Source organism: Ensifer sesbaniae (assembly GCF_013283665.1).
In the GTDB taxonomy this organism is placed as follows: domain Bacteria; phylum Pseudomonadota; class Alphaproteobacteria; order Rhizobiales; family Rhizobiaceae; genus Ensifer; species Ensifer sesbaniae.
On record NZ_JABEKU010000001.1, the window covers coordinates 903,331 to 929,944 of the forward strand.

Below are 26,614 nucleotides of genomic sequence, written 5' to 3' on the forward strand. Positions count from 1 at the left end.
AGCATGACCGAAATGAGCCAATCCACTTTGCAGCCTGACCGGGACTGGTGGCGCGGCGCGGTGATCTACCAGATCTATCCGCGCTCCTACCAGGACTCGAACGGCGACGGCATCGGTGACCTCAAGGGTATCGTTGCCCGGCTGCCGCACATCGCAGCACTCGGTGCCGATGCCATATGGATTTCTCCGTTCTTCACCTCGCCGATGAAGGACTTCGGTTACGACGTCTCCAACTATACGGACATCGATCCGATCTTCGGCAGCCTTGCCGATTTCGACGCCGTGATATCGGAGGCACACCGCCTCGGCATCCGGGTGATGATCGATCTCGTGCTGTCGCACACCTCCGACCAGCATCCCTGGTTCGTCGAAAGCCGGTCGAGCCGGACGAACGCCAAGGCCGACTGGTACGTCTGGGCGGATTCGAAGCCGGATGGCACCCCGCCCAACAATTGGCTGTCGATCTTCGGCGGTTCGGCCTGGGCCTGGGATCCGACCCGCCTGCAATACTACCTGCACAACTTCCTGACCTCGCAGCCGGACCTCAACCTGCACAATCCGGAAGTTCAGGAGGCGCTGCTCGGCGTCGAGCGTTTCTGGCTGGAGCGCGGCGTCGACGGTTTCCGCCTCGACACCATCAACTTCTACTTCCACGACAAGAAGCTGCGCGACAATCCGGCGCTGGCGCCCGAGCGCCGCAATGCCCAGACTGCCCCGGCCGTGAACCCCTACAACTATCAGGAACATCTCTACGACAAGAACCAGCCGGAGAACCTGGAATTCCTGAAGCGCTTCCGCGCGGTCATGGACGAGTTTCCGGCGATTGCGGCGGTCGGCGAAGTCGGCGACAGCCAGCGCGGCCTCGAGATTGCCGGAGAATACACCTCCGGCGGCGACAAGATGCATATGTGCTACGCCTTCGAGTTCCTGGCGCCGGATCCGCTGACGCCGGCCACCGTTGCCGAGGTTCTCCGCAATTTCGAGAAGGCAGCACCCGAGGGCTGGGCCTGCTGGGCCTTCTCCAACCACGATGTCGTGCGCCATGTCAGCCGCTGGGGCGATGGTGTTGCCGATCGCGACGCCCATGCGAAGCTGCTCGCGAGCCTGCTGATGTCGCTCCGGGGATCGGTCTGCATCTATCAGGGCGAGGAACTCGCGCTGACGGAAGCCGAACTTGCCTATGAGGATCTGAAGGATCCCTATGGCATCCAGTTCTGGCCCGATTTCAAGGGCCGCGACGGCTGCCGTACGCCGATGGTCTGGGACGGTGCGAAGGTCAACGGCGGCTTCGGCAGCGCAAAACCCTGGCTGCCGGTGCCGGCGGAACATCTCGCCCGCGCCGTATCGGTGCAGCAGGGAGACCAGGCGTCCGTTCTCGAACATTACCGCCGGTTCTTGCAGTTCAGAAGAGCCCATCCGGCTTTCGCCAAGGGCGAGATCGCGTTCCTCAGCACCGATGGAGAGGTTCTCGCCTTCGTGCGCAGCTACGGCAACGAGAAGCTCTTCTGCCTGTTCAACATGAGCGGCGCACCGGCGACGGCCGCCCTGCCGAACGAGCCGGTTGCCGCGTTGGAAGGACACGGCTTCGTCGCGGAGGTCCAGGACAAAACTGTGAAACTGCCGGCCTGGGGCGCGTTTTTCGCGCGGCTGGTCTGAGGACCGAATTATGAGAGCAAGGATAGACGGGAAGAACCGAAGGGGAGGGTGTGATGACAGGTCTGCTGCTTAAAGATATCCGCAAGTCCTACGGCGCGGTCGATGTCATTCATGGCATCAATCTCGACATCAAGCAGGGCGAGTTCATCGTCTTCGTCGGCCCCTCCGGATGTGGAAAGTCGACGCTGTTGCGCATGATCGCCGGTCTCGAAGAGATTACCGGCGGTGACATGTTCATCGACGGCGAGCGCGTCAACACCGTGCCGCCGTCGAAGCGCGGCATCGCCATGGTGTTCCAGTCCTACGCGCTCTACCCGCACATGACGGTCTACGACAACATGGCTTTCGGCATGCGGATTGCCAAGGAGACGAAGGAGGAGATCGACCGCCGCGTGCGCAACGCCGCCGAAATCCTGCAGCTCACCAAATATCTCGACCGGTTGCCGAAGGCACTGTCCGGCGGCCAGCGCCAGCGCGTCGCCATCGGCCGCGCGATCTGCCGCAACCCCAAGGTCTTCCTGTTCGACGAGCCGCTCTCGAACCTGGACGCGGCGCTTCGCGTCGCCACCCGCATCGAGATCGCCAAGCTCAGCGAGCAGATGTCGGATACGACGATGATCTACGTCACCCACGATCAGGTCGAGGCGATGACGCTCGCCGATCGCATCGTGGTGCTGTCACAGGGCCACATCGAGCAGGTCGGCGCACCGCTGGAGCTCTATGAGCGTCCGGCCAATCTCTTCGTTGCCCGCTTCATCGGCTCGCCGGCGATGAACATCATTCCATCAACCGTTACCGCCACCGGCGCGCAAACGACGGTGAAGCTGACCGGCGGCAAGAGCGTGACGCTGGATATCCCGACGGACTCGTTGCAAAACGGCAAGACGGCGAGCTTCGGCGTACGGCCGGAAGACCTGCAGGTCACGACTGGCGAGGCCTTCCTGTTTGAAGGCACGGTCTCCATCGTCGAGGCGCTCGGCGAAGTGACGCTGCTCTACATCGAAGGGCTCGTGGACAAGGAGCCGATCATCGCCAAGATCCCCGGCATCCTGCCGGTTCATCGCGGCGACAAGGTGCGCTTCACCGCCGACAAGGCCAAGCTGCACCTCTTCGATGCCGAAGGCCGCAGCTATCGCGCCTGAGTGACGATACCGACCTCGGGCTTTTCGACCCGCCCGGGAAATCGGGCGGGTTTTTTCAATGCAACCTGCAGATCAAACCCTCTGTTAAATCTCTGCCGCTACCCTGTCTCAAAAGGGGATAAGAAAGGCATATCGATGAGAGGCGCGGCGCCTGTAATGCAGCGGCACTTCCTGAACAAGGAAGAGTCGTTCATGTACGATCGGGAAGCGAACTTTCCCATGGAGGACACACGGAACGAGGCGCGCATCGAGTATACCGAGAAGGGCATGACGCAGTTGAGCTCGCGGCGCTGCGAAATCATCAAGCTGTCGAAGAGCGGTGCCGTCCTCAGTATTCTGACGCAGTATCAACTGCCGCAGAACTTTTATCTCGATATCCCGAGTGCCCGCATCCAGATGGTCGGCTGCTTGTTGAAGCGCGTGCATGCCAACAATCTCATCGAAGCGCGGTTTCTCCGGCTGCTGACCGACCGCGATCTCAATCGCATCTTCGTCTACAGCACGCATCCGAACCATCGCAACCGGACGCTCGACATCTACCGTTAACCAGTGACCTCGGGCTTGACTGTCCCGCAGAACTCAATGGATGGTTGTGTTCCTCGCCACCGGATCGGACCATAGCCATGCAGCGACCCTATCGGCTTTCCTGAAAAGCACCGCCCCGGATCAGGAGGCGGCGCTCTTTACGTCTCAGTTGAAGAGAACGCTGGCGCCCTGGTCGGCAGCACCTGCAATCGCCCGGAACGGCGCGAAAAGCTCGCGACCCATGCCGAATTCGTTGTCCGAGAGATCGACATGCGCGGGCACGCGCGTCTTCAGCGCGATGTCCTCGACCAGGACCTCGATCGTTCCGGTGACGGCGTCGATGCGGACGATATCGCCTTCCTGGATGCGGGCGATCGGGCCGCCATCCTTGGCTTCCGGTGTCACGTGGATTGCTGCAGGCACCTTGCCGGAGGCGCCGGACATGCGCCCGTCGGTGAGGATGGCGACGCGCTGGCCGCGATCCTGCAGGATGCCGAGCACGGTCGTCAGTTTGTGCAGTTCCGGCATGCCATTGGCCTTCGGACCCTGGAAGCGCACGACGGCGACGAAATCGCCCTCGAGCTTGCCGGCCTTGAAGGCGGCGTTGAGTTCGGCCTGATCGTGGAAGATTTTCGCCGGGGCCTCGATGACGTGGCGATCCGGCTTGACGGCGGAGATCTTGATGACCGCCTTGCCGAGATTGCCGGTCAGCATCTTCAGGCCGCCCGTGTGCTGGAAGGGCTGGTCGATGGTCGCCAGCACCTTCGGATCGGCACTTTCCTTCGGTGTCGGCACGCGTACGACGCCACCATTGGGGCCGAGCCGGACGTCGATCTTGTAGGCGTCGAGCCCCTGGCCGAAAACGGTGCGCACGTCGTCGTGCAGCAGGCCGGCGCTCAGCAGCTGGCTGATCAAGAAGCCCATGCCGCCGGCGGCATGGAAGTGGTTCACGTCGGCAAGCCCGTTCGGATAGACGCGCGCCAGAAGCGGCACGATGTCGGAAAGCTCGGAGATATCCTGCCAGGTGAGCACGATGCCGGCGGCACGCGCCATGGCGACGAGATGCATCGTATGATTGGTCGAGCCGCCGGTCGCATGCAGGCCGACGACGCCGTTGACGATCGAGCGCTCGTCGATCATTTCGCCGGCGGGCGTGAACTCGTTGCCCATGGCGGTGATCGCCAGCGCCCGCTTGGCCGCTTCCTTCGTCAGCGCGTCGCGCAGCGGCGTGCCGGGATTGATGAAGGAGGCGCCCGGCAGATGGAAGCCCATGATCTCCATCAGCATCTGGTTGGAATTGGCCGTGCCGTAGAAGGTGCAGGTGCCTGGTCCGTGATAGGACTTTGATTCCGCTTCGAGAAGCTCGTCACGGCCGACCTTGCCTTCGGCAAAGAGCTGGCGTACGCGCGCCTTCTCGTCGTTCGGCAGGCCCGAAGTCATCGGACCGGCGGGCACGAAGACGGCCGGCAGGTGGCCGAAGGTCAGCGCCGCGATGACGAGGCCCGGTACGATCTTGTCGCAGACGCCGAGATAGACGGTGGAATCGAACATGTTGTGCGACAGGCCGACGCCTGCGGCCATGGCGATCAGGTCGCGCGAGAAGAGCGACAGCTCCATGCCCGGCTGCCCCTGCGTGACGCCATCGCACATGGCCGGCACGCCGCCGGCAACCTGGGCGACGCCACCCGCCTCGCGGGCGGCTTCGCGGATCAGCGCCGGATAGGTCTCGAACGGCTGGTGCGCCGAGAGCATGTCATTATAGGAGGTGATGATGCCGAGATTGGGCACGCGGTCGCCCGCAAGCGCTACCTTCTCGGCGGGGGAACAGACGGCAAATCCGTGCGCAAGGTTACCGCAGCCGAGGACGCTGCGGTGCGGGCCGCTCGACGCTGCAAGGCGGATGCGGTCGAGATAGGGTTCGCGGTGCGGTTTCGAACGCTCGACGATGCGAGCGGTGATCGAGGCAATGCGGGAATCGGCGGACATGGCAAATCCTGTTCCGGAGCCTTGGGACTCCTCATCTTCATCCAGTCATCGGTCCGGAGCGCGGCGGGCTTGGGAGAGCGCACGTCGCGTCCCGGCAGTTCTCAGAAACACGTGTCCGTTCCGGTGGGGCGCACCACAGGCTGAACGTGTCTCCACTTTGATATTGGGCCTGTTCGACCCAACAGCATTCGATCTACGGCGCCCAGTAAATCTGCACCGGCGATGCGGCACGGCGCAGCATCGCGCGGATCGGCATATCCTTCTCGTCGCCGGCTTCTTCCGCCTTGGCGAGAACGGTCTTCTTGCCTTCGCCCTCGATGTGCAGCACCAGCAGCCGCGCATCCTGAAGGCTGGCAAAGGTGAAGGTCAGGCGGGGTTCGCCGGCGCCTTCCGCCTCCATCGTGATCACCCCGCGCGGCGTTGCCGGGTCGATGGCGCGCGCGAGTTGCGACCCACCGGGGAAGAACGACGCCGTATGCCCGTCCGTTCCCATCCCGAGAATGGCCACGTCGAACGGTGCGCCGATTGCGGCCGTTTCCCGGCTTGCAAGTTCCGCGGCAGCTTCAGCGGTCGGAGCCGCGTGGTAAAGGGGCAGGAACTTGGCCTTGGCTGCCTTGCCCTGAAGCAGGTTGGTGGCAACCAGGCCGTGGTTCGAACGGTCACTTTCCGGCGGCACGAAACGTTCGTCAACGAGCGTTACCGTTACCTTGTCCCAGGCGATGTCCTTCCTGGACAGCGCCTGGAAGAAAGCCTTGGGCGTCGAGCCGCCGGAAACCGCGATGCTCGCGGCGCCGCGCGTCGCGATGCCGGCAGAAAGTGCACTGCTTACGGCTTCAGCCAGGCCTTCCGCCAGTGCCGTGCCGTTCTCGAAGGTATGAAGCTGCGTCGTCATCGGGCACCTATATCGCATCGTTCCAGGTGCGGCCGTCACGCTCTATCAGCGCGATCGACTGGCTCGGACCCCAAGTGCCGGCGGTGTAGCCCTGGACCTGCTGCCCGGTTTCCTCCCAGGCCTTCAGGATCGGGTCGACCCACTTCCACGCAGCCTCGACTTCGTCGCGGCGCACGAACAGTGTCTGGTTGTTGCGGATGACGTCGAAGAGCAACCGCTCATAGGCGTCAGCGTTGCGCACGGCAAACGCCTCGGCGAAGCTCATGTCGAGCGAAACGTTGCGCAGGCGCATGCCGCCCGGGCCAGGGTCCTTGATCATCAGCGACTGCTTCACGCCTTCGTTCGGCTGCAGGCGGATGACCAATTGGTTGGCCGAGATGCGGCCGGCATTGTTGTCGAAGATCGAGTGCGGGATCTGCTTGAAGGTGATGACGATCTCCGACATGCGGCCGGCGAGACGTTTGCCGGTGCGGATGTAGAAGGGTACGCCGGCCCAGCGCCAGTTGCTGACCTCGGCCTTGATCGCCACGAAGGTCTCGGTGTTCGAGATGCCGCCTTCGAGCTCCTCGAGGTAGCCCTTGACCGGACCGCCGGCCGAAGCACCGGCGCGGTACTGGCCGCGCACCGTCACCTGCTCGACATTCGCCGAGGTGATCGGCTTCAGCGCGCGGAGAACCTTGAGCTTTTCGTCGCGGACCGCTTCCGCGTCCATCGAGGTCGGCGCTTCCATGGCGACGAAGCAGACGAGTTGCAGGATGTGGTTCTGCACCATGTCGCGCAGCGCGCCCGCCTTGTCGTAGTAGCCGGCGCGGTTTTCGAGGCCGACGGCTTCCGACACGGTGATCTGCACATGGTCGATATGGGCGGAGTTCCACAGCGGCTCGTAGAGCGCATTGGCGAAGCGCAGCGCCATCAGGTTCTGCACCGTCTCCTTGCCGAGATAGTGGTCGATGCGGAAGATCTGCTCTTCGCGGAAGACCTTGCCGATCGTGTCGTTGAGTTCGGTCGCCGAGGCGAGGTCGCGGCCGATCGGCTTTTCGACGACGATGCGGGTGTTTTTGGTGATCAGCTTGTGATCGCGGATGCGTTCGGAAATGTCACCGAAGATCGCCGGGCCGACTGCGAGGTAGAAGGCGCGGATGCGCTCCTTGCCCTCTTCGAGGATCTTCTTCAGCGCATCCCAGCCCTGGTCCGACTTGGCGTCGACGGACACGTAGAACACGCGGGCAGCGAACTTCGCGACTTCCTCTTCCTTGTATTCGTCCGCCTTCAGGTGCTCCTTCAGCGCATCGACGGCAAACTTGCGATAATCCTCATGGCTGAGCGCTGCGCGCGAGGCGCCGATGATACGGGTCGGCTCGGTGATCTGGCCTTCCAACTGGCGATGATAGAGCGCCGGCAACAGCTTGCGCTCCGCAAGATCGCCGGTGCCCCCGAACACCACGTAATCAAATGGTTCGACGGGAATGATCTGGCTGCTCATGGGATATCTCGATCTGTTCAGGTCACGGGCACATATAATCTAATCGATTTAAAAGCGCTAGAGTGCGGTGCAATAAAATGCCACGGAAGCGCTTTTCAGAACCTGTCGCGTAATGCGTACCAGCTTAACGCGAGGAAGAGAAGGGAGGAGCGGAACCGCCCACCACCGGGAAAAGCCGGGATTTTCAGGGCTTTCAAGAGATCGAGCTCGGTGTCCTTGCCGAGCGCGAGATCCGCATAGAGCTTGCCGCAATAGTTGGAAAGCATCACGCCGTGGCCGGAATAGCCGCCGATCGAGGTGACGCCGGGCATGACCTCGCGGCAGAAGGGCGTGCGCGGCATGGTGATGCCGACGGAGCCGCCCCAGGCATGGGTGATCTCGATATTGGCCAGTTCCGGATAGATCTCGCTGATCTGTCGGCGGATGTGGGTCGAGATGTCGCGCGGGTTATCGGCGGTGTAGGCCTCGCGACCGCCGAAAAGCAGCCGCCCGTCCCGCGACTTGCGGAAATAGCGCACGACGAAGCGCGAATCATCGACCGATTCACCGCCGGGAATGACAGTCGGGTGGTCGGAAAGCACCGTCGTTGCGCCGATGAAGGAGCGGATCGGCATGACGTGGCTGGCGCTCACCGGCTCCAGGTTGCCGATATAGGCGTTGCAGGCGACGAGCACGCGATCGGCGGTGATTGTGCCACGGTCCGTGGTGATGACGATCGCACCGCGGCTGCGATCGATCCTCAGGGCTTTCGTCTGCTCGAAGAGATTGGCGCCGGCAAGGGCGGCCTGTCTTGCGAGACCCACCAGCAGCTTCATCGGGTGGATATGGCCGGTCCCGGCGTCGCGGATGCCGAAATGGTAATGGCTCGATCCGAGCCGGCTTGCGGTTTCCTCGCGGCCCATGAAGGACAGGTGCGGATAGCCGAAGCGCGTTGCCATGGCTTCCGCATGGTCGCGGTAGTCCTTTTCGAGACTCTGCTTGTGACCCACCGAGAGCTGGCCTGGCACGAATTCGATGTCTATTTCGTGCGCGCTGGCGAAGTCGAGCACATAGCGCTTGGCATTCTCGGCCATGTCGAAGAGTGCCTGTGCCCGCTCATGACCGAGGCTTTCCTCGGTCTCGTCCGCCCAGGCGCGTTGCCCGGTGCCTAACTGGCCGCCATTGCGGCCAGAGGCACCGTCGCCGAAGCAGCAGGCGTCGATCACGGTCACGTCGACGCCCTGGCGCACCAGGTTGTAGGCCGCCTGCAGCCCGGTATAGCCGCCGCCGACGATCGCGACGTCGGCCTTTCGCGATCCCGGCATGACGGGATACTCAGGTCGGTCCGGAACGGTTGCCTCATACCAGGAATAACCGGGCGAGATCGGGCTTTGCCAGGGCATGGAGAACCTCTGAGGTCAGACGTTGAGAAGCAGGAATTCGCGTTCCCAGGGGCTGATGACCTGCATGAAGGTCTCGAACTCGCCGCGCTTGACGCCGGCATAGATGGCGATGAACTCGGGGCTTAGCACCTCCGCAAGCGATGGAGCCGATTCCAGCAGGGCGACGGCTTCGAGCAGGCCACGCGGCAGGAGGATCTCACCTTCGTTCGCCGTGTCCTCGGTCGGTGCCGTCGGCTCGCGCTGTTCGATGATGCCGAGATAACCGCAGGCGAGCGAGGCGGCGAGCGCCAGGTAGGGGTTGGCATCCGAGCTCGGCAGCCGGTTCTCGATGCGGCGGGCGATCGGTTCCGACACCGGAATGCGGAAAGCCGTCGTGCGGTTGTCGTAGCCCCAGGCGGTGTTGACCGGCGCGGACATGTCGGGCGTCAGCCGGCGATAGGAATTCACGTAGGGCGCCATCATGACCAGCGTGCGCGGCACGTAGTGCTGCATGCCGCCGATGAAGTGGAAGAACTCCTTCGATGCCGAACCATCCGGGTTCGAGAACAGATTCCGGCCGGTGTTGATCTCGACAACCGACTGGTGGATGTGCATCGCCGAACCCGGTTGGCCCTGCATCGGCTTGGCCATGAAGGTCGCATAGATGCCGTGCTTCAGCGCCGCCTCGCGGATCGTGCGCTTGAACAGGAAGACCTGGTCGGCAAGCTCGATCGGGTCGCCATGGCGAAGGTTGATCTCGAGCTGGGCCGGGCCCTCCTCGTGGATCAGCGTATCGATCTCGAGGCCCTGCTTTTCGGAGAAGTGGTAGATGTCGTCGATCAGTTCGTCGAACTCGTTGATGCCGGCGATCGAATAGCCCTGGCCGCCAAGGATGGAGCGGCCCGAGCGGCCTTTCGGCGGATGCAGCGGATAGTCCGGGTCGTCGTTCTGGGCGACGAGATAGAACTCGATTTCCGGTGCCACCACCGGCTTCCAACCCTTCTGCCTGTAGAGATCGACCACGCGCTTCAGCACGGCGCGCGGTGTGTAGCTGATCTGTTCGCCCTGCGAGCCGACGATGTCGCAGATCACCTGCGCCGTCGGGTCGGTTTCCCAGGGCACGACTGAAAGGGTCGAGAGATCGGGTACGAGCTTGATGTCGCTATCGCGGGAATCATAGCGGAACTGCCCGGTTTCATCAGGATATTCGCCCGAAATCGTGTGGCGGTAGATCGCCGAGGGCAGTGCCAGCGAAGTGTTGGAAGTGAATTTCGAGGTCGGCATCATCTTGCCGCGCGGCACGCCGGCGAGGTCGGGCGTGATGCACTCGATGTCTTCGATGCCGCGGATCTTGAGCCAGTCCGTGGCTTCCTTCCAGGTCTTCACGCCGCGGAGGGAATGCAGGGCGGGGGGGATTTTCGAGGTCTTGCTGATTTTCGTTGTTTGTTGGGCAGCACTTCTCTTGGAGGGCATAAATCACCGGTTTTGGCTTCGGATAGCGCATCATAACCGCAGATTGGCAATTGGCTAGATGGGCTTCGTCATTGACTTTCGTCTCCGCCATCGGGAAGGAAAGACAAAAGAGCTGGGGTGTTTCGTGGCTGAAAAGAAGGATGTGGTCATCATCGGCGCCGGTGCCGCGGGCATGATGTGCGCCATCGAGGGGGGCAAGCGCGGGCGCCGCGTGCTCGTGCTCGACCATGCCAGGGCGCCCGGCGAAAAGATCCGCATCTCCGGCGGTGGTCGCTGCAATTTTACCAACATCCATGCGGGGCCGAAGAACTTCCTTTCGGCAAATCCCCATTTCTCGAAGTCGGCACTGGCGCGATACACGCCGCGTGATTTCCTTGCCCTGGTCGAAAGGCACGGCATCGCCTGGCACGAAAAGACGCTTGGCCAGCTCTTCTGTGACCATTCGGCCAAGGACATCATCAGGATGCTGCTCGCAGAAATGCGCGACGTGCACGCCGAGTTGCGGCTGGAGACAACGATCGAAAGCGTCGAACGTCATGGCGCGGGCTTCCGCGTCATGACGGATGAGGGGCCTATCGACGCGCAATCGCTCGTCATCGCCAGTGGCGGCAAGTCGATCCCGAAGATGGGAGCGACCGGGTTCGCCTACCGGATCGCCGAGCAGTTCGGGCTTGGCATCGTCGAAACGCGGCCGGGCCTCGTGCCCCTGACCCTCGATCCGGCGCAGCTCGAAACGATCGGCGAACTGTCGGGCGTCGCTGCCGACGCCGAAGCCCGGTGCGGCAAGACAGCTTTTCGGGAGGCAGTGCTGATCACCCATCGCGGCCTCAGCGGCCCGGCGATCCTGCAGATCTCGTCCTATTGGCGCGAAGGACTGGAGATCGTGCTGCGGCTGATGCCCGACATCGACATCGCTTCAATCCTCAAGGAAATCCGGCGCACCCACGGCAAGCAGGCGGTGCAGACGGCGCTCGGTGATATCCTGCCGCGCCGGCTTGCGCAGTTTTTCGTCGAGGGCGCGAAGCTGACCGGGCGCCAGTTGGCCGACCTCTCGGACAAGACGATCGACCAGCTTTCGTCCTCGATCCAGGCCTGGACGATCAAGCCCGCCGGTTCGGAAGGCTATCGTACCGCCGAAGTCACGCTCGGCGGCGTCGATACCAATGGGCTCGATTCCAAGACGATGCAGGCGAAGGCGGTGCCGGGTCTCTACTTCATCGGCGAATGTGTCGATGTGACCGGCTGGCTCGGCGGCTACAATTTCCAATGGGCCTGGGCCTCGGGCTTTGCCGCCGGGCAGGACGTGTGATTTCCCCGCTTTTGGCGGGCCGTGCTTCAGCGATTGTTAACGGGTCTGATCGAACCTCTGTTTTTGTCGGCACAGCCGGCGGTTGGTGAGATCGGATTGTCACATAAACGGAAATAACACTGTTTCCCATTTTTTGACTTTCCTCCGCCACGGCATGGCTGCAATATATGTGTGACTGGCAAGCCGGTTCATCCGGGTCGATGGTTGCCGGTCGATGTGACAAGGACAGGATGCCATGAACCAACCAAGCCGCCGTCCCCGTGCCATAGCGATCGCCCGCACCGACGAAAGCCGTCAGCAGAAGGCCGCAATCACGCGCCTCGCACTGATCGCTTTTTTCGCCGTTGCCGCCCTCGCAGCTCTTCCGGCCCTTTGGTTCTGATCTCAGGCGACCGGCTTTAGACGGCCGGTTCCTCGGGCGCAGTTGAGGCGCCCCGCGCTCCTTCGGATTTTCTGCCGCAGGCGATCGCGCTTATACAAATTTTAATCGTTCAAATTAAATAGTACGACGAAGTGAGTTTCGTCAGGTTCGCGTTGCCTACTGCATGTCTCCTTAAATCGACCTCGATTTAAGGACAAAGACATGCAGCAAATCAAAGTCCTACAGCGACCTTGCGCGTCTTAAAAGACGCGCGGCGCTGTAGGGGCGGCGACGTGGATCCGCAATGATTGCCGACGGACTGACGGCGTGCGCCGTATGATTTTCCGAAAAACATCAGCCTGTTTGCGCATCGGGTGGCTCTCGATCGTCTACGCCTTCACGCCAGTCGTTGAATGCGAAGACGTCTCGAGCCGCCGGGGGAGGCGAACGCGAGCTGCGAGCCAAGGTGTTTTCCATGTTCATTGATAGAATTCTTGCCCGTTTCAAGATCCAGACGAAGGTGCTCTTTTTCATCCTGCCCTTCGTCGTCAGCATCTGTGCCGTCGGTATCACCGGCCTTTATGCGTCGGGCCTGCTTCAGGGGCGCATGGAGATTTCGAACAGCGTGCTGCAGACATTGAGCGGTTTCAAGGATGTCTATGCGGGCATGAACGCCTTCCTGCATTCCACGACCGAGGAAACCAGGGAAGCCGTCCAGTCGAAGATTTCGGCCCAGAAGGACGTGCTTGCGGCGACGGCCGCCCAGGTCGCCGGTCAGAGCGGCCAGGACGAACTGACCGCCGCAATCGCCGCGACAAACGACATCGAGGCGCGCATCGACGGTCTCTGGAAGCTGCATGTCGGTGAGCAGGAACTGCGCGCGGCGATGGCGGCGAACCTCGATGCTCTGCTCATCGAGCGCTCCAAGATCAACGAGGAGTCGAACCGGCTGCAATATGCCGTGCGAAAAAGCGAAAACGCTGCCAAGACCATGCTGCGCGAAGCCGAGAAGCTGATGCGCGCCAGCCGCTTCTTCAACGAATTCGGCACCGAAGCCAGCAAGGCGATCTCCGTCGAGGACAAGCTGAAGGCGGTCAGGGAGCGCTTCCCGATGATCGGCCGCACCGAGCGCGACATTTTCCGCCTGCTGCCGAAGGACGAGAAGTCGCTGATGGAAACGATCACCTCTGCCTCGAGCGAGATCGGCGCGCTGCTGAAGGCGCCGGCCGGCCCGGAGACGCTCGCCGGCATCTCCAAATATGTCGACCGTTTCCGCAACGCGAGCTTCCGCCTTGAGGCGGCATCGGTCGGCAAGATGCGGGACGCGACGCGAATCTTCGCCGAACTCGACGAGCAGATCGTCACTACGGAATCGGTGCTGACCGCGACCCGCCGGCTCGGCGGGTCGATCACGGACATCCAGATTTCCGCCGCCACCTTCATGGGCCAGACCAACGAAGAAAACCGCCAGAAGCTGCTCGATAAGTCGCTTGCCGTTCAGCAGAACATGGCAACGCTGCGTGGCGTTGCCAGCGACGGTGCTTCCTTCGATAAGATCGCCGATACGCTGATGCCGATCCTAACCGCGATGAAGAAGGATGCCGCAGCGCTCGTCGAGATCACCGTCAAGCGGACCGCCGATTTCGACGCCGCTGGCCAGTCGATCGACCAGATCTGGGGCGATCTCACCAGCTTTGCCGAGCGGCAGAAGGTCGCCGCCGGAACGGAACGCCAGGAAGCAAACCAGATCTCGGTGGCGGCAACCGTCGCCGGTGTCGTCATCGCGCTGCTTGCCGGCATTGCCCTGACGCTGACGCTGAAGAAGCCGATCGGCCAGATCACTGCTGCCATGCGTCGCCTCGCAGACGGCCGTCTCGACACAGCGATCGACGGCGATGCGCGCCGCGACGAAATCGGCGACATGGCGCGGGCGCTTGGCGTGTTCAAGGAGAACGCGCTTTCCAAGGTCCGCATCGAGGCCGAGAGCGAAGAGCAGCGCGCCCGTGCCGAAATCGAGCGCAGCCGTAACGACCAGGAGAAGCGCGAACTCGATCGCCAGATCGATCTGGCCGTCAGCGAGCTTGCAGCCGGCCTCGGCCGCCTGGCGCAGGGCGATCTCTCGCGCCAGATCGAGGTTCCCTTCCATGGTCGCCTCGAACAGTTGCGCGAGGACTTCAATGGCTCGTTGATCCGCCTACAGGACACGCTGTCGCAGATCCGCGCCAATGCGCAGGCGATCCAGGAAAGCGGCTCCAGCATGCACCATGCCGCGGACTCGCTGTCGAAGCGGACGGAAGCCCAGGCCGCATCGCTCGAAGAAACGGCTGCCGCCGTCGACCAGATCACCGCGACCGTTCGCTCCTCGGCCGAGCGTGCCGGGGAAGCCAACCATGCCGTGATCCAGACGAAGCGGAGCGCCGACAGCTCGGCGACCGTCGTCACAAACGCGATTGCCGCCATGGGGCGCATCGAAGAAGCCTCGCGCCAGATCGAACAGATCATCGAGGTGATCGACGACATCGCCTTCCAGACCAATCTCTTGGCGCTGAACGCCGGTATCGAGGCGGCGCGTGCGGGTGAAGCGGGCAAGGGCTTTGCCGTTGTTGCCCAGGAAGTGCGTGAACTGGCGCAGCGCTCGGCGGAAGCCGCGCGCGAGATCAAGGGGCTCATCAACAAGTCGACGAACGAGGTCAATGCCGGCTCGCACCTGGTCAAGGAAACGGGCGAAGTGCTGGCATCGATCAGCGCGCAGATCGTCACCGTCAGCCAGCATGTCGAGATGATCGCGACCGCAAGCCGCGATCAGGCCGTAGCGCTCAACGAGGTCAACGGCTCGGTCAACCAGATGGACCAGATGACGCAGCAGAACGCTTCGATGGTCGAGGAGGCGACGGCCACGAGCCGGTCGCTCGCGCACCAGGCGGACACATTGATGATGCTCGTCGAGCAGTTCCGGCTGGAGCCGGAGGCGGACGACTACGGCTACCGGGCCGCCTGAGGCGGCCGGCAATCGAATTCGCCGACGGCGGACGTCCGCCTTCGGACGGACGCACGGCAATCGATATCGCCGTGCGACATAACAAGGGCAGGGGCTAACATTGCACCGCGTGGCCGCAAAGCTCTGCGGTGCTCTTTTTTTCGGGGCCGAGGCGTCTCCTGCGCCGCTCGGCAATCTTGGCGGCCAAGGCGTCAAACATGCGCCGAAGAAGTCCCGGCGGCTTCGGATCGAAGTCTTCGTCCCAACGCCGGTTTTTCAGGGCCATGTCGGCGATATAGACCATTGCCATCATTTCCATGGTGATGCTCCTCGTTTGATGGGCATCACTCCTTTTATGCATCCAAAGCAGTTTTACATACAGCGGAAATCGGCCTATGTTTTTCAGCAATGAAAAACCTGGATTGGGACATCTACCGCTGTTTCATGAGCGTGGCGCGCACCGGTGGCCTTACCGGCGCCGCACAGGCGCTCGGTTCGAGCCCTGCCACGATCGGGCGGCGGATGCTGGAACTCGAGGAGCGGACGGGCCGCTCCCTGTTCCTGCGCAGCCAGACCGGTTACGAGCTCACCGGCGACGGCGAGCTCCTTTTCGAGCAGCTTCAGGAGATGGAGGCGGCGGCGCGCCGGGTCGAGAGCTGGCGGCGCGAGGGTGAAGGCGCGACCGTCCGCATCACCGTCGGCACCTGGATTGCCTGGCTGCTCGCGGAGAATTTCCCGGCGCTTTGCAGCGAGAGGGATGGTTTCAGCCTGGCGATGACCGTCGGCGAGACCCGCGCCAGCCTCGCCTATCGCGAGACCGACATCGGCATCCGGGCCTTCGAGCCCGAGGAAACCTATCTGGCGGCGAGCCCGGTCGGTGACGTCGCCTATGCCGCCTATCGCCAGAAGAACGCACCGGCGGCTGCCAACACCCGGTGGGTGGCAGTGGGTGAGGAGGAGGCAATCTCGGCCTATCTTCGCTGGCCCCACCAACAGGCAGAAGGCAGGATTGTCGCGACCATCACACGGCCGCGTTCGCTCTTGGATCTCGCCCGGGCAGGCGCCGGTTGCGCTGTCCTGCCCTGCTTCGTCGGTGACCTCGATCCGATGCTGGAGCGGGCAGGCGAGGAGATTCCCGCGCTGAGGCACCGCCAATGGATCGTGATGAACAACGAGGACCGGCACCGAAAGGAAATCCGCACTGTGGTCGACCGCATGACGAAGCTGTTGCGCAGCCATGCCGACGTCTTTGCCGGAAAGAGGCCGCGACGCGGCTGAGCGCGTGGGGCCGGCTTGCGTCCTGCCGGCGCTGCAGGATTGCCAAATTGGATGACGGCGCCTTTGGTCAGCGCATCAGGAGCTTGACGAGGGCGGCCTGCGAATTGACCCGGGTCTTGGCATAGATGCTCTTGAGCTGCGTGCGGATCGTCTCGTAGCTGACGCCGTTGGCCCGCGACATTTCCTTCAGCGTCAGACCGGCAGCGACGCCGGAAGCGATGCGGAGTTCGGCCGGCGTAAGGCCATAGCTGTCTCTCAGGTGGCTGAGGCGCTGGTCAAAAACGAGCGAGGTCGCCGGCTCGATCAGCACGGCGACCGTGGGTCCGTCGAGGAGCTCGGTGAAGATGCTGGCGCTCCGCCGGACCAGCGTGATCCGAAAGGCGCCATCCTCCGCGGCCCTGACGAGACGAACCTGCGGCTGAGCCGGAGTGCCGACCGGCGAGGCCAGAAGCTCGAGTGCTGCATTGGTTTCCGGTTCGTCCATGACCAGGCGCCCGTTGATCGTCACGCGAAACGGAGAGCCCTTCGCCGCCATCCGTTCGGCGTTGTCGTTCATCGATCGGATGCGCAGATTGTCGCCGACATAGATGACGCCGATGCCGATCGTATCGAGCAGCGTCCGGCCTTCATGCTGTTCGGCCATCATCAGGTCGCGCCGGCGCAGGAAGTCGAAGGCGCGCTTCAGGTGGGGCGCAAGAAGGGTGTATTGATCGGCCGCCCGCCGGTTGAGCTCTTCGTCCGTCGATGAGGTGCAGGTCGATACGAGCAATGTGCGTGTCGGACTGCGTACGATGGTCACGCCCACGGTGGTTTCGCAGCCGGTCTGGCCCTTCAGCCAGTCATTGTAGAACTCCGATTTCACCAGGTCCGCGCGCGAGACGATATGTTCGCCGGCAAGACCGCGCCCTACCGGCACCAGCACCGACTTCGGTATCCAGGGATTGATCGCCGCGAAGTGGTTGTTGAATTGATCGATGGCATCCGGCGTAAAGCCGGAGACATAGGGCACGCATGTCGTTGGCGACGTGAGATCGTGATAATGGAGCGCCGAGCGCCCGTCCGGCATTGTCGTCGTCAGCCGGTCAAGAAGGTCCTGCCAGCCACAGTCACCAAAGGCGGCGCCGTAGATGAGCTCCGTCAATTCGGCCGTATCGGCAGCTTTCGTCGATCGATACATGCTCGCCCCAACCTAAGATAGGCTGGGCTAATATAAGCCGCAGCGCACCGCGATCAACTTGAAATGGCATAACGAAGAAGTTGTTGGAACACGATTCAGCGCCGCAACGCCGAATGGCCGGCATTCCCGCCGGCCATTCCGATCTCTGGCGCCATCGCATCTTCGCCATGATATTGCGGCTATCAACCTTGGATTGCTTTCGCCGCTCTGATTGCCGCCGCCGGCTGAAATGAAGCCGACGAAAGCAGGGCCATCGCAAGCGTCATCGCAATGAGTGTCATGGCTTGCCCTGGGTTACGATGACAGGGATCAGGAGATCGCCCCAGTTGCCTTCGCCGCCGTGGTGGCGAGCCGAGCGAACGAGCTCGACAGATACGCCGGCATCGACGGCCTTCATGACGGACTGGTTGAGGCGGTGCAGGTCGTTGGCAACCATGCGGATCGCTGCCTGCTGGTCCGGGGTCATCGCCGAAGACTGTTCCTCGGCCCGTTCCTTGACGCGTGTCTGGACTGTCATTGAACTTCTCCTTGAGGTTCGAGGCTATGGTTCTGGCGGCAGGAGCGCGGCGGGCAGGGATTGCCACGCTCCCGCCGGTCTTTCACTCTGCGGCCGGGCGGAACTGGTCGTGCTCGGTCGATTCCTTCATGGCGGTTGTCGAGGACTGGCCGCCGGTGATCGCCAGCGAGACGGCGTCGAAATAGCCGGTGCCCACCTCACGCTGGTGCTTCGTCGCGGTGTAGCCATTGGCTTCTGCCGCGAATTCCGCTTCCTGCAGCTCGGAATAGGCGGCCATCTGCCTCGCCTTGTAGCCGCGCGCCAGCTCGAACATGCCGAAGTTCAACTGATGGAAGCCGGCGAGCGTGATAAACTGGAACTTGTAGCCCATCGCGCCGAGTTCGCGCTGGAACTTGGCGATCGTCGCGTCGTCGAGGTTCTTCTTCCAATTGAACGACGGCGAGCAATTGTAGGCGAGCAGCTTCCCCGGATGCGCCTTGTGCACACCCTCGGCGAACTTGCGGGCCTGCTCCAGATCCGGCTTCGAGGTTTCGCACCAGATCAGGTCGCAATGCGGCGCATAGGCGACCGCGCGGGCGATGCAGGGCTCGAGGCCGTTCTTCACCTGGTAGAAGCCCTCGACCGTGCGGCCGGCGTCATAATCGACGAAGGGCCGATCGCGCTCGTCGATATCCGAGGTGAGCAGCTTTGCCGCTTCCGCATCGGTACGGGCGATGACGAGCGTCGGCGTACCCATGACGTCGGCGGCAAGCCGCGCGGCGTTCAGGTTGCGGATATGGGCCGCCGTCGGGATCAGCACCTTGCCGCCCAAGTGACCGCACTTCTTTTCGGAAGCGAGCTGGTCCTCATAGTGGACGCCGGCAGCACCGGCCTCGATGAAGGCCTTCATGATCTCGAAGGCGTTGAGCGGGCCGCCGAAGCCGGCTTCGGCGTCGGCGACGATCGGTGCGAACCAGGTATCGACCGAAAGGCCCTTGCCTTCGGAGGTTTCGATCTGGTCGGCGCGCTGCAGCGTGCGGTTGATGCGCTTGGCGAGTTCCGGCGCCGCATTGGCCGGATAGAGCGACTGGTCGGGATACATGGCCGAGGCGGTGTTGGCGTCGGCGGCGACCTGCCAGCCGGAGAGGTAGATCGCCTTCAGGCCGGCGCGGACCATCTGCATGGCCTGATTGCCGGAGAGCGCCCCAAGCGCATTGACGAAGTCTTCCTCGTGAATGAGTTTCCACAAGCGGTTCGCGCCCATTTCGGCCAGCGAATAACGGATCTCGACCGACCCGCGCAGCCGCTTCACGGTCTCTGCGCTATAGGGGCGGTCGACGCCATCGAAGCGGCCTTGCGGTGCGCTCGGAACAAGCTTGTAAAATTCAGTCATTACATCCTCCTGTCAAAATTTCACATCCATTCGACTTTCGTCGTACGGTGCTTCATGTTTCGAGTTCATGTGACAGTTTTTACATTGCGCTGCGGCATTCGGCTATTGGAAACATTGAAATGGCGAGGCCAAAAGGGTTATCTTGTCTTGCCTTTGACAGAAGCGCGAAGTAAACTTGTAAAAGATGTAAAATGTTATGTGCTTCGCGATTGTAAAGGTAGTTACAAATGGCCGAGAACAAGATCTTCGCCGGTGCGCGGGTCAGGCGTATTCGCAATGGCCTGTCGCTGACGCAGACGGCCATGGCCGAGGCGCTCGGCATCTCGCCGTCCTACCTCAATCTGATCGAGCGCAATCAGCGGCCGCTGACGGTGCAACTGCTCCTGAAACTCGCCTCGGTCTACAAGGTCGATCTCGACGAACTGCAGGGGGAAACCGGCGGCAGTCTCGCACAGTTGCGCGAAGTCTTCGCCGATCCGCTGCTATCAGCCGAGCTGCCGGGGGAGCAGGAGCTGATCGAGGTGGCGGAGGCCGCTCCCAATGCCGCGGGCGGTGTCGTCAAGCTCTATCGCGCCTATCGCGAGCAGGCCGCGCGCCTCAAGGATCTTGCCGATCTGCTGGCGGGGCAGGGGCATATGGAGGCCCTTTCGGGTACGCGGCTGCCGATGGACGAGGTTCGGGAAACCTTCGAGGCCAGGCCCAACCATTTTGCTGCGATAGAGGCGGCGGCGGAAACCTTTCACGCGGCGCTGTCGCCCGGTGATGATCTCATGGGCGCGCTCAAGAACTGGCTGAAGAAGGAACATGGCTTGGTCGTTCGCAGCCTGCCGGTACATGCGATGCCCAATCTGCGCCGCCGTTTCGATCGGCATTCCATGCGCCTCTTCATCTCCGAGCGGCTGTCGCCCTATGACCAACTGCGCGAGATCGCCATGGAGGCGGTGTCGATCGCCTGCCACGAAGCGATCATCGCCGAGCTCGAGCCCTTGCGTTTCTCGACTGCAGAGGCGCGCCGCATCGCCCGCTTCGAGCTTGCGCGCTACGGCGCGCATGCGCTGATGATGCCCTATGCCGCCTTCTTCGCCGCCGCCCAGCGCGCGAAATATGATGTCGATGTGTTGCGTGCCCGCTTCCAGGTCTCCTTCGAGCAGGTCGCCAATCGGCTGACCATGCTGCAGCGGCCCGGAGCGCAAGGCGTGCCGTTCTTCCTGATGGAGATCGACAATGCCGGCCACCGCCTGCGGCGGGCCGGCGCAGCCGGCTTCCCGCAGGCGAAGTTCGGTGGAGGCTGTCCGAAGCTCAATATTCATGCCGCCTTTTCGGTGCCGGGGCAGGTTCTGGTCGACCGGGTCGAAATGCCGGATGGCGCTGCGTTTCTGACGGTGGCGCGCACGCTGGACGGCCCGCAGGCGGCCTTCCAGGAGCGGGTCAGGCGCACCGCCCTGCTTCTCGGTTGCGAGGCATCCTTCGCCGACGAGGTCGTCTACGCTTCGGCGCTGCCGCCGGCGGTCGCGGTTGGTGCCGCCTGCCGGCTCTGCGAGCGGCAGGGCTGTCTCGCACGCGCCGAACCGCCGGTCACGCGACCGCTTGGGCTCGATGAGATGGCAACAGGGCTCAGCGTCTTCGATTTTCAGTAGCTGACGGGATGCCGGTTCGGCAGCAGCGGTGCGTTCGGCGCGAAGCATTCCACTGGCAGTCCGGTGGTGTAGCCGCGCGTAATGTGCGCCTTGTCCGCATAGGCCTTGTTGCGCATCAGGATCGCGTGCAGTTCCGGCAGATTGTAGAAGGGCACGCCCGGATAGAGATGGTGTTCGAGGTGATAGTTGATGTTGTGGGGGGCGAAGAACAGCTTCTCCCAGGCATGCGGATAGACGGTCCGTGAACTCGTCAATTCGTCGCCATAGTCCATGCTGCCGAAATGCTCCGCGACGCTGCGTATGTAGAGGAACAGGCAGAAGAAGGTAAGGAACGGAACCACCCAATAGAGCGCCACTTCCCGCCAGATGCCGAGCAGCGTGAAGACCGCCGTAGCGGCCACATAGAAGCCGATGCGTAGCAGCTTGTACCGGAGCGTCGAGCGGTCGTTCTTTCCCATCCGCTTGGCCATATGCAGCATGTCACGCAGCGAATTGACCGCGATGAGGTAGCCGAGCAACTGAACGATGCCGCGGGCAGCCTTCTGCGGGAAGGTGAATTGTGGCATGCCGAGCTTCGCGGTCCAATCCGGATCCTCGTCGGTATTGGCATGCTGGTGGTGGGCGAGATGGTTCTGGCGATAGCCGTCGACGGTTGCGAGCACGGGCCAGGCGAGCAGCAGGTCGCTCATCCCGTCGCTGAGTTTTCGGTTGGGGATGATGCGGTAATGCGCCGCCTCGTGGATCATGCAACCGAGCGCATGCATGCGTCCCGCAATCAGCACCACGGCGATCAGATAGACGAGAGGATTGCCGGCATATTCGCTGACGGCGATCGCCGCTGCGATCATCGCCCAATCGAAAGCGATGGCGCCCAACGCCTTTCGCGGCTCGAGCACCGACAGGCGTTTCAACTCCCTGGGATCGATCCTGCGGCTTCGCCCGTCCGGGGTGCTCTCGCCAATGATCTTCTCGCCCATCGCAATACCCACCGCTTGATGCACAACCGGCGGAAAATTCGCACGGCAATCATGGTTAATCAATTGTAAACCTCGGCTCGTCCATGTCGAGCATCCGACATGGTTAACTGTGGCAGGCGGTACCGGCAGGTTTGAGCTGCGGCACGGCGGTTCGGCATAAGTGCCCGATTTTCCTCGACTTGTGAAAAATGCCGACTGGCGCGGCGCGCTCTTTTATCGCCACGAAAGCGCTTGAGGTTATCGAGAAACATGCCTAACCTCGCCGCCTGAGCGAAACGGATTGGACGGTGCCTCCGCATGCCGGGGCCCCGAAATGAAAACCAAGAGGGGAGTTGTATGTCCAAGCTCATCGTCACAACCCTGGCGGCAGTCGTGCTGGCCGGTTCGACCATGCTGGCCTCGGCGCAGGAGCGCGTGGTCAACGTCTACAACTGGTCGGATTACATCGACAGCAGCATTCTGGAAGACTTCACCAAGGAGACCGGCATTAAGGTCGTCTATGACGTCTTCGATTCCAACGAGATCCTGGAGACGAAGCTGCTGGCGGGCGGCTCGGGCTACGACGTCGTCGTGCCGACGGCAACCTTCCTGCAGCGGCAGATCGCCGCCGGCGTGTTCCAGAAGCTCGACAAGTCGAAGCTGCCGAACCTTTCCAACATGTGGGACGTGATCATGGAGCGTACGGCGAAGTACGATCCGGGCAACGAATACGCCGTCGACTACATGTGGGGCACGACCGGCATCGGCTACAATGTCGACAAGATGAAGGCGATCCTGGGCACGGACGCGAAGCCCAATTGGGACGTCATCTTCAATCCGGAACTGGCAGCGAAGTTCAAGGATTGCGGCATCCACATCCTCGATTCCCCGACCGACGTCATGCCTTCGGCGCTCGCCTATCTCGGCCTCAATCCGGACAGCCATGAGGCCGCCGATCTGGAAAAGGCGGCCGATCTCCTGGCAAGCATCCGCCCCTATGTGCGCAAGTTCCACTCCTCGGAATACATCAACGCGCTCGCCAACGGCGACATCTGCCTCGCAGTTGGCTTCTCCGGTGACGTCTTCCAGGCCCGTGACCGTGCGGCGGAGGCGAAGGCCGGCGTGACCGTCGACTACGCGATCCCGTCGCAGGGCGCGCAGATGTGGTTCGACATGTTCGCGATCCCCGCCGATGCGCAGCACGTCGAGGAAGCCCACGCCTTCCTCAACTACATGATGAAGCCGGAAGTGGTCGCCAAAGCATCGAATTATGTCTTCTACGCCAACGGCAACAAGGCCTCGCAGCAGTTCCTCGACAAGGCCGTTTTGGAAGACACCGCCATCTACCCCTCGGATGAGGTGATGCAGAAACTGTTCACGGTGACGCCCTTCGAGGCGAAAGAACAGAGGGTATTGACCCGACTCTGGACAAAGGTCGTAACCGGCCAGTAAGAGCGGAAAACGAATTGCCCGGACCTCAAGATCCGGGCAATTTTCTTAATGGGCGCCGGGGAAAACAAGAGCGCCCGATCGGCTGTATCATTCGGGGATTGATGATGAAGTCTCTCGGCAGTATCCGGCGGTCCTTTGCCCCCTGGGCGGATCCCGCTTCCAAGCCATTCATTTCCGTCAAGAACGTGACAAAGCGGTTCGGCGACTTCACCGCCGTCGACGACCTCTCGCTGGACATCTACACACGCGAGTTCTTTGCGCTCCTCGGCGCTTCCGGCTGCGGAAAGTCAACCCTCCTGCGCATGCTCGCCGGCTTCGAGCAGCCGACCTCAGGCGAGATCATTCTCGACGGGCAGAGCCTCGCCGGCATTCCGCCTTACCGTCGCCCGGTCAACATGATGTTCCAGTCCTATGCGCTCTTTCCACACATGACCGTCGAGAACAACATCGCTTTCGGCCTGAAGCAGGATGGCATGCCGAAGGCGGATATCGCCGCGCGCGTGGCGCAGATGCTGAAGCTGGTGAAGCTCGAAAAGTTTTCCCAGCGCAAACCACATCAACTTTCCGGCGGTCAGCGTCAGCGCGTCGCGCTCGCCCGCTCGCTCGCCAAGCGGCCGAAAGTGCTTTTGCTCGACGAGCCGCTCGGCGCGCTCGACAAGAAGCTGCGCGAGGAAACCCAGTTCGAACTGATGGATTTGCAGCAGGAACTCGGCCTCACCTTCGTCGTCGTGACGCACGACCAGGAGGAGGCGATGACCATGGCTGACCGCATCGCGGTCATGAGCCACGGCAAGGTCATCCAGGTCGCGACCCCGGCCGAGATTTACGAGGCGCCGAATTCCCGCTTCGTTGCGGACTTCATCGGCGACGTCAACATTTTCGAGGGAGCGGTTTCTGGAGCCGAGGGCGGCTATGTGCGGCTCGAAGGCGCCAATGGCTTCCCCATCCGCATGGCGTCTCCCGAAAGACCGGCTGCCGGCGCCAGGTCCGCGGTCGCCGTCCGTCCGGAAAAGATCCGCGTCAGCCGGCAGCCGCCGGCAAATGCGCCCGTCAACGCCGTCCAGGGTGAGATCTGGGATATCGGCTATCTTGGCGACATGACCGTCTTTCATGTGCGCCTGAAGGACGGACGGGTGATCAAGGCATCGTCGTTGAATGCGGTGCGTGCCGTCGAGGACCCGCTCGGTTACGATCAGGAAGTCTGGGTTTCCTTCGGCGAAGACGCCGGCGTCGTTCTGAAGGATTGAGACCATGACGCGCGTCGCATCCGCTCTCTTCAGCCGCCTCGTCATCATCATCCCCTATGCCTGGCTGCTGTTCTTCTTCCTGATCCCCTTCTTCATCGTCTTCCGCATCTCGCTGTCGCAGACGGCAGTGGCGATGCCGCCCTATACGCCGGTTTTCGACCTCTTCGGCGGCCTGTCGGGCATTGTCGAGAAAGCGCGGGAGTTCAGTTTCGACAACTACGTCTGGCTCACCGAAGACGTTCTCTACTTCAACGCCTATGTGTCGAGCGTCATCATCGCGGCGATTTCGACGCTCCTGACGCTGCTGATCGCCTATCCGATCGCCTATGGCATGGCGAAGGCGCCGAAGACCGTCCGCCCGACGCTCTTGATGCTGGTGATCCTGCCGTTCTGGACGAGCTTCCTGATCCGCGTTTATGCGTGGATCGCGATCCTGAAGCCCGAGGGCCTGCTCAACCAGTTCCTCCTGGCGACCGGCGTGATCGACCAGCCCTTGATCATTCTCAACACCAACTGGGCGATCTACATCGGCATCGTCTATTCCTATCTGCCCTTCATGGTGCTGCCGATCTATTCTTCGCTGGAGAAGATGGACCACACGCTGACGGAGGCCGCGCTCGACCTTGGCTGCACGCCGTTCACCGCTTTCTGGCGCGTGACTTTCCCACTGTCGCTGGCGGGTGTGGTCGCCGGCTGCCTGCTCGTCTTCATTCCGGCGGTTGGCGAATTCGTCATCCCCGACCTGCTCGGCGGCTCGGAAACGCTGATGATCGGCAAGACGCTCTGGAACGAGTTCAACGCCAACCGCGACTGGCCGGTATCCTCCGCCGTGGCGACGATCCTGCTTCTGATCCTGGTGCTGCCGATCGTTTACTTCCAGAACGCGCAGGCGAAAGCCGACAGCGAAGGGAGGTAGGACATGGGCACCTGGTCACGCTTCAACATCGCCTCGATCGTGCTCGGCTTCGGGTTCCTGTACCTGCCGATCGTGCTTCTGGTGATCTTCTCCTTCAACGAGTCGAAACTCGTCACGGTGTGGGCCGGCTTTTCGACCAAATGGTATGCGCAGCTCTTGCACAATCAGGCGCTGCTCGATGCCGCCTGGGTGACGATCCGCGTCGCGTTGATCTCTGCGACCTGTGCAACGGTGCTCGGAACGCTCGCGGCGCTGGCGCTCGTCCGCTACACCCGGTTTCGCGGCCGCATGCTGTTCTCCGGCATGGTCTATGCGCCGCTCGTCATGCCCGAGGTGATCACCGGGCTGTCGCTCCTGCTGCTCTTCGTCGCCATCGGCCTCGATCGCGGCTTTTGGACGATCACGCTGGCGCATATCACCTTTACCATGTGCTTCGTCGCCGTCGTCGTGCAGTCGCGGTTGCTCAGCTTCGATCGGTCGATCGAAGAGGCCGCACTCGATCTCGGCGCTACCCCGGTCCGGACCTTCTTTGCGATCACGCTGCCGGTCATTGCACCGGCGGTGTTTTCCGGCTGGGTGCTGGCCTTTACGCTGTCGCTGGATGATCTCGTGATTTCGAGCTTCACCACGGGACCGGGCGCCACGACGCTGCCGATGAAGATCTACAGCCAGGTGCGGCTCGGCGTGACGCCGGAAATCAACGCAATCTGCACCATCCTCATTGGCGTCGTCGCGATCGGGGTCGTCGTTGCTTCCATCGTTACCAAGCAGCGTGAGGCGCAGCGCGAGCGAGACGAGCGAGCCGCCTTTGCCCAATCCTGAGCGGGAGCAGCCCCGCGCCTAGCGTGAGCGGCTTTTGTTGTGAACTGCACGCGAACGGCCGGTGTCCCTGACACC

General features: G+C 62.4%; 22 protein-coding genes. 12 read left to right on the plus strand and 10 right to left on the minus strand.

The features are described from left to right. Positions 1-3: 3 nt before the first annotated feature. The 3 genes from bglA to BHMPCIPO_RS04395 all read left to right on the plus strand — a co-directional run bounded on the left by bglA (position 4) and on the right by BHMPCIPO_RS04395 (position 3,344). Positions 4-1,656 carry a beta-galactosidase BglA gene (bglA, locus tag BHMPCIPO_RS04385; RefSeq protein ID WP_376741646.1) on the plus strand — a complete coding sequence of 551 codons (1,653 nt, stop codon included), beginning with the start codon at positions 4-6 and terminating at the stop codon, positions 1,654-1,656. Positions 1,657-1,709: 53 nt separating this feature from the next. Beyond that, positions 1,710-2,798, plus strand: coding sequence for an ABC transporter ATP-binding protein (locus BHMPCIPO_RS04390; RefSeq protein ID WP_173515635.1), 1,089 nt, complete (start codon positions 1,710-1,712; stop codon positions 2,796-2,798). Positions 2,799-2,933: 135 nt separating this feature from the next. Then, positions 2,934-3,344, plus strand: coding sequence for a hypothetical protein (locus BHMPCIPO_RS04395; RefSeq protein ID WP_173515636.1), 411 nt, complete (start codon positions 2,934-2,936; stop codon positions 3,342-3,344). A gap of 144 nt (positions 3,345-3,488) precedes the next feature. On the opposite strand, the gene edd is transcribed toward BHMPCIPO_RS04395, so the two are convergent. From edd to BHMPCIPO_RS04420, 5 genes are all read right to left on the minus strand, one after another. After that, a complete protein-coding gene (gene edd / locus BHMPCIPO_RS04400) occupies positions 3,489-5,309 on the minus strand; it encodes a phosphogluconate dehydratase (RefSeq protein WP_173515637.1) in 1,821 nt (606 codons plus the stop codon). Positions 5,310-5,502: 193 nt separating this feature from the next. Continuing rightward, the gene (gene pgl, locus BHMPCIPO_RS04405) at positions 5,503-6,201 is read right to left on the minus strand and encodes a 6-phosphogluconolactonase (protein ID WP_173515638.1); all 699 of its coding nucleotides are present in this window, start codon (positions 6,199-6,201) and stop codon (positions 5,503-5,505) included. A 7-nt stretch (positions 6,202-6,208) separates the two neighbouring features. Beyond that, entirely contained in the window at positions 6,209-7,684 is a 1,476-nt protein-coding gene (gene zwf / locus BHMPCIPO_RS04410; protein ID WP_173515639.1) for a glucose-6-phosphate dehydrogenase, read from the minus strand. A gap of 95 nt (positions 7,685-7,779) precedes the next feature. Next, positions 7,780-9,066, minus strand: coding sequence for an NAD(P)/FAD-dependent oxidoreductase (locus BHMPCIPO_RS04415; RefSeq protein WP_173515640.1), 1,287 nt, complete (start codon positions 9,064-9,066; stop codon positions 7,780-7,782). A gap of 15 nt (positions 9,067-9,081) precedes the next feature. Next, positions 9,082-10,518 carry a glutamine synthetase family protein gene (locus BHMPCIPO_RS04420; protein ID WP_173515641.1) on the minus strand — a complete coding sequence of 479 codons (1,437 nt, stop codon included), beginning with the start codon at positions 10,516-10,518 and terminating at the stop codon, positions 9,082-9,084. A 124-nt stretch (positions 10,519-10,642) separates the two neighbouring features. On the opposite strand from BHMPCIPO_RS04420, the gene BHMPCIPO_RS04425 reads away from it, so the two are divergent. The 3 genes from BHMPCIPO_RS04425 to BHMPCIPO_RS04435 all read left to right on the plus strand — a co-directional run bounded on the left by BHMPCIPO_RS04425 (position 10,643) and on the right by BHMPCIPO_RS04435 (position 15,186). Continuing rightward, on the plus strand, positions 10,643-11,827 hold the full coding sequence (locus BHMPCIPO_RS04425) for a BaiN/RdsA family NAD(P)/FAD-dependent oxidoreductase (protein WP_173515642.1): 1,185 nt from the start codon (positions 10,643-10,645) through the stop codon (positions 11,825-11,827). 235 nt (positions 11,828-12,062) lie between these two features. Continuing rightward, the gene (locus BHMPCIPO_RS04430) at positions 12,063-12,209 is read left to right on the plus strand and encodes a hypothetical protein (protein ID WP_173515643.1); all 147 of its coding nucleotides are present in this window, start codon (positions 12,063-12,065) and stop codon (positions 12,207-12,209) included. 454 nt (positions 12,210-12,663) lie between these two features. Then, positions 12,664-15,186, plus strand: coding sequence for a methyl-accepting chemotaxis protein (locus BHMPCIPO_RS04435; RefSeq protein ID WP_173515644.1), 2,523 nt, complete (start codon positions 12,664-12,666; stop codon positions 15,184-15,186). Positions 15,187-15,280: 94 nt separating this feature from the next. Here BHMPCIPO_RS04435 and BHMPCIPO_RS04440 read toward each other — a convergent pair whose 3' ends face one another. Further along, the gene (locus tag BHMPCIPO_RS04440; protein ID WP_173515645.1) at positions 15,281-15,469 is read right to left on the minus strand and encodes a hypothetical protein; all 189 of its coding nucleotides are present in this window, start codon (positions 15,467-15,469) and stop codon (positions 15,281-15,283) included. A 104-nt stretch (positions 15,470-15,573) separates the two neighbouring features. Between BHMPCIPO_RS04440 and BHMPCIPO_RS04445 the strand changes: the two genes are divergently transcribed. Further along, the gene (locus BHMPCIPO_RS04445) at positions 15,574-16,443 is read left to right on the plus strand and encodes a LysR family transcriptional regulator (protein WP_173515646.1); all 870 of its coding nucleotides are present in this window, start codon (positions 15,574-15,576) and stop codon (positions 16,441-16,443) included. 67 nt (positions 16,444-16,510) lie between these two features. Here the strand turns inward: BHMPCIPO_RS04445 and BHMPCIPO_RS04450 are convergent, their stop codons facing one another. The 3 genes from BHMPCIPO_RS04450 to aceA form a co-directional block, all read right to left on the minus strand. Next, a complete protein-coding gene (locus BHMPCIPO_RS04450) occupies positions 16,511-17,620 on the minus strand; it encodes a LuxR C-terminal-related transcriptional regulator (protein ID WP_173515647.1) in 1,110 nt (369 codons plus the stop codon). A gap of 277 nt (positions 17,621-17,897) precedes the next feature. Continuing rightward, positions 17,898-18,137, minus strand: coding sequence for an SMc00767 family acetate metabolism repressor (locus BHMPCIPO_RS04455; RefSeq protein ID WP_173515648.1), 240 nt, complete (start codon positions 18,135-18,137; stop codon positions 17,898-17,900). An 82-nt stretch (positions 18,138-18,219) separates the two neighbouring features. Then, positions 18,220-19,509 carry an isocitrate lyase gene (gene aceA, locus BHMPCIPO_RS04460; protein ID WP_173515649.1) on the minus strand — a complete coding sequence of 430 codons (1,290 nt, stop codon included), beginning with the start codon at positions 19,507-19,509 and terminating at the stop codon, positions 18,220-18,222. A gap of 227 nt (positions 19,510-19,736) precedes the next feature. On the opposite strand from aceA, the gene BHMPCIPO_RS04465 reads away from it, so the two are divergent. Further along, complete coding sequence (locus BHMPCIPO_RS04465) at positions 19,737-21,146, plus strand: helix-turn-helix domain-containing protein (protein WP_173515650.1); 1,410 nt, start codon at positions 19,737-19,739, stop codon at positions 21,144-21,146. Here the strand turns inward: BHMPCIPO_RS04465 and BHMPCIPO_RS04470 are convergent. Beyond that, positions 21,140-22,123, minus strand: a complete 984-nt coding sequence (locus BHMPCIPO_RS04470; protein ID WP_173515651.1) for a fatty acid desaturase family protein — start codon at positions 22,121-22,123, stop codon at positions 21,140-21,142. The genes BHMPCIPO_RS04465 and BHMPCIPO_RS04470 overlap by 7 nt on opposite strands. 336 nt (positions 22,124-22,459) lie before the next feature. On the opposite strand from BHMPCIPO_RS04470, the gene BHMPCIPO_RS04475 reads away from it, so the two are divergent. From BHMPCIPO_RS04475 to BHMPCIPO_RS04490, 4 genes are all read left to right on the plus strand, one after another. Next, positions 22,460-23,554 carry a polyamine ABC transporter substrate-binding protein gene (locus BHMPCIPO_RS04475; RefSeq protein ID WP_173515652.1) on the plus strand — a complete coding sequence of 365 codons (1,095 nt, stop codon included), beginning with the start codon at positions 22,460-22,462 and terminating at the stop codon, positions 23,552-23,554. A gap of 104 nt (positions 23,555-23,658) precedes the next feature. Next, the gene (locus BHMPCIPO_RS04480) at positions 23,659-24,801 is read left to right on the plus strand and encodes an ABC transporter ATP-binding protein (RefSeq protein WP_173515653.1); all 1,143 of its coding nucleotides are present in this window, start codon (positions 23,659-23,661) and stop codon (positions 24,799-24,801) included. A gap of 4 nt (positions 24,802-24,805) precedes the next feature. Next, positions 24,806-25,717, plus strand: a complete 912-nt coding sequence (locus tag BHMPCIPO_RS04485) for an ABC transporter permease subunit (protein WP_173515654.1) — start codon at positions 24,806-24,808, stop codon at positions 25,715-25,717. 3 nt (positions 25,718-25,720) lie between these two features. Next, the gene (locus tag BHMPCIPO_RS04490; protein ID WP_173515655.1) at positions 25,721-26,539 is read left to right on the plus strand and encodes an ABC transporter permease subunit; all 819 of its coding nucleotides are present in this window, start codon (positions 25,721-25,723) and stop codon (positions 26,537-26,539) included. Positions 26,540-26,614: the final 75 nt, after the last annotated feature.

Coding starts and splice junctions, on each gene's coding strand:
- BHMPCIPO_RS04470 (WP_173515651.1), bottom strand. CDS start 22,123: ATGGGCGAGAAGATCATTGGCGAGAGCACCCCGGACGGGCGAAGCCGC.
- BHMPCIPO_RS04475 (WP_173515652.1), top strand. CDS start 22,460: ATGTCCAAGCTCATCGTCACAACCCTGGCGGCAGTCGTGCTGGCCGGT.
- BHMPCIPO_RS04395 (WP_173515636.1), top strand. CDS start 2,934: ATGAGAGGCGCGGCGCCTGTAATGCAGCGGCACTTCCTGAACAAGGAA.
- BHMPCIPO_RS04490 (WP_173515655.1), top strand. CDS start 25,721: ATGGGCACCTGGTCACGCTTCAACATCGCCTCGATCGTGCTCGGCTTC.
- BHMPCIPO_RS04455 (WP_173515648.1), bottom strand. CDS start 18,137: ATGACAGTCCAGACACGCGTCAAGGAACGGGCCGAGGAACAGTCTTCG.
- BHMPCIPO_RS04440 (WP_173515645.1), bottom strand. CDS start 15,469: ATGGTCTATATCGCCGACATGGCCCTGAAAAACCGGCGTTGGGACGAA.
- BHMPCIPO_RS04390 (WP_173515635.1), top strand. CDS start 1,710: ATGACAGGTCTGCTGCTTAAAGATATCCGCAAGTCCTACGGCGCGGTC.
- BHMPCIPO_RS04445 (WP_173515646.1), top strand. CDS start 15,574: ATGAAAAACCTGGATTGGGACATCTACCGCTGTTTCATGAGCGTGGCG.
- edd (WP_173515637.1), bottom strand. CDS start 5,309: ATGTCCGCCGATTCCCGCATTGCCTCGATCACCGCTCGCATCGTCGAG.
- BHMPCIPO_RS04420 (WP_173515641.1), bottom strand. CDS start 10,518: ATGCCCTCCAAGAGAAGTGCTGCCCAACAAACAACGAAAATCAGCAAG.
- zwf (WP_173515639.1), bottom strand. CDS start 7,684: ATGAGCAGCCAGATCATTCCCGTCGAACCATTTGATTACGTGGTGTTC.
- bglA (WP_376741646.1), top strand. CDS start 4: ATGACCGAAATGAGCCAATCCACTTTGCAGCCTGACCGGGACTGGTGG.
- pgl (WP_173515638.1), bottom strand. CDS start 6,201: ATGACGACGCAGCTTCATACCTTCGAGAACGGCACGGCACTGGCGGAA.
- aceA (WP_173515649.1), bottom strand. CDS start 19,509: ATGACTGAATTTTACAAGCTTGTTCCGAGCGCACCGCAAGGCCGCTTC.
- BHMPCIPO_RS04450 (WP_173515647.1), bottom strand. CDS start 17,620: ATGTATCGATCGACGAAAGCTGCCGATACGGCCGAATTGACGGAGCTC.
- BHMPCIPO_RS04485 (WP_173515654.1), top strand. CDS start 24,806: ATGACGCGCGTCGCATCCGCTCTCTTCAGCCGCCTCGTCATCATCATC.
- BHMPCIPO_RS04480 (WP_173515653.1), top strand. CDS start 23,659: ATGAAGTCTCTCGGCAGTATCCGGCGGTCCTTTGCCCCCTGGGCGGAT.
- BHMPCIPO_RS04465 (WP_173515650.1), top strand. CDS start 19,737: ATGGCCGAGAACAAGATCTTCGCCGGTGCGCGGGTCAGGCGTATTCGC.
- BHMPCIPO_RS04435 (WP_173515644.1), top strand. CDS start 12,664: ATGTTCATTGATAGAATTCTTGCCCGTTTCAAGATCCAGACGAAGGTG.
- BHMPCIPO_RS04430 (WP_173515643.1), top strand. CDS start 12,063: ATGAACCAACCAAGCCGCCGTCCCCGTGCCATAGCGATCGCCCGCACC.
- BHMPCIPO_RS04415 (WP_173515640.1), bottom strand. CDS start 9,066: ATGCCCTGGCAAAGCCCGATCTCGCCCGGTTATTCCTGGTATGAGGCA.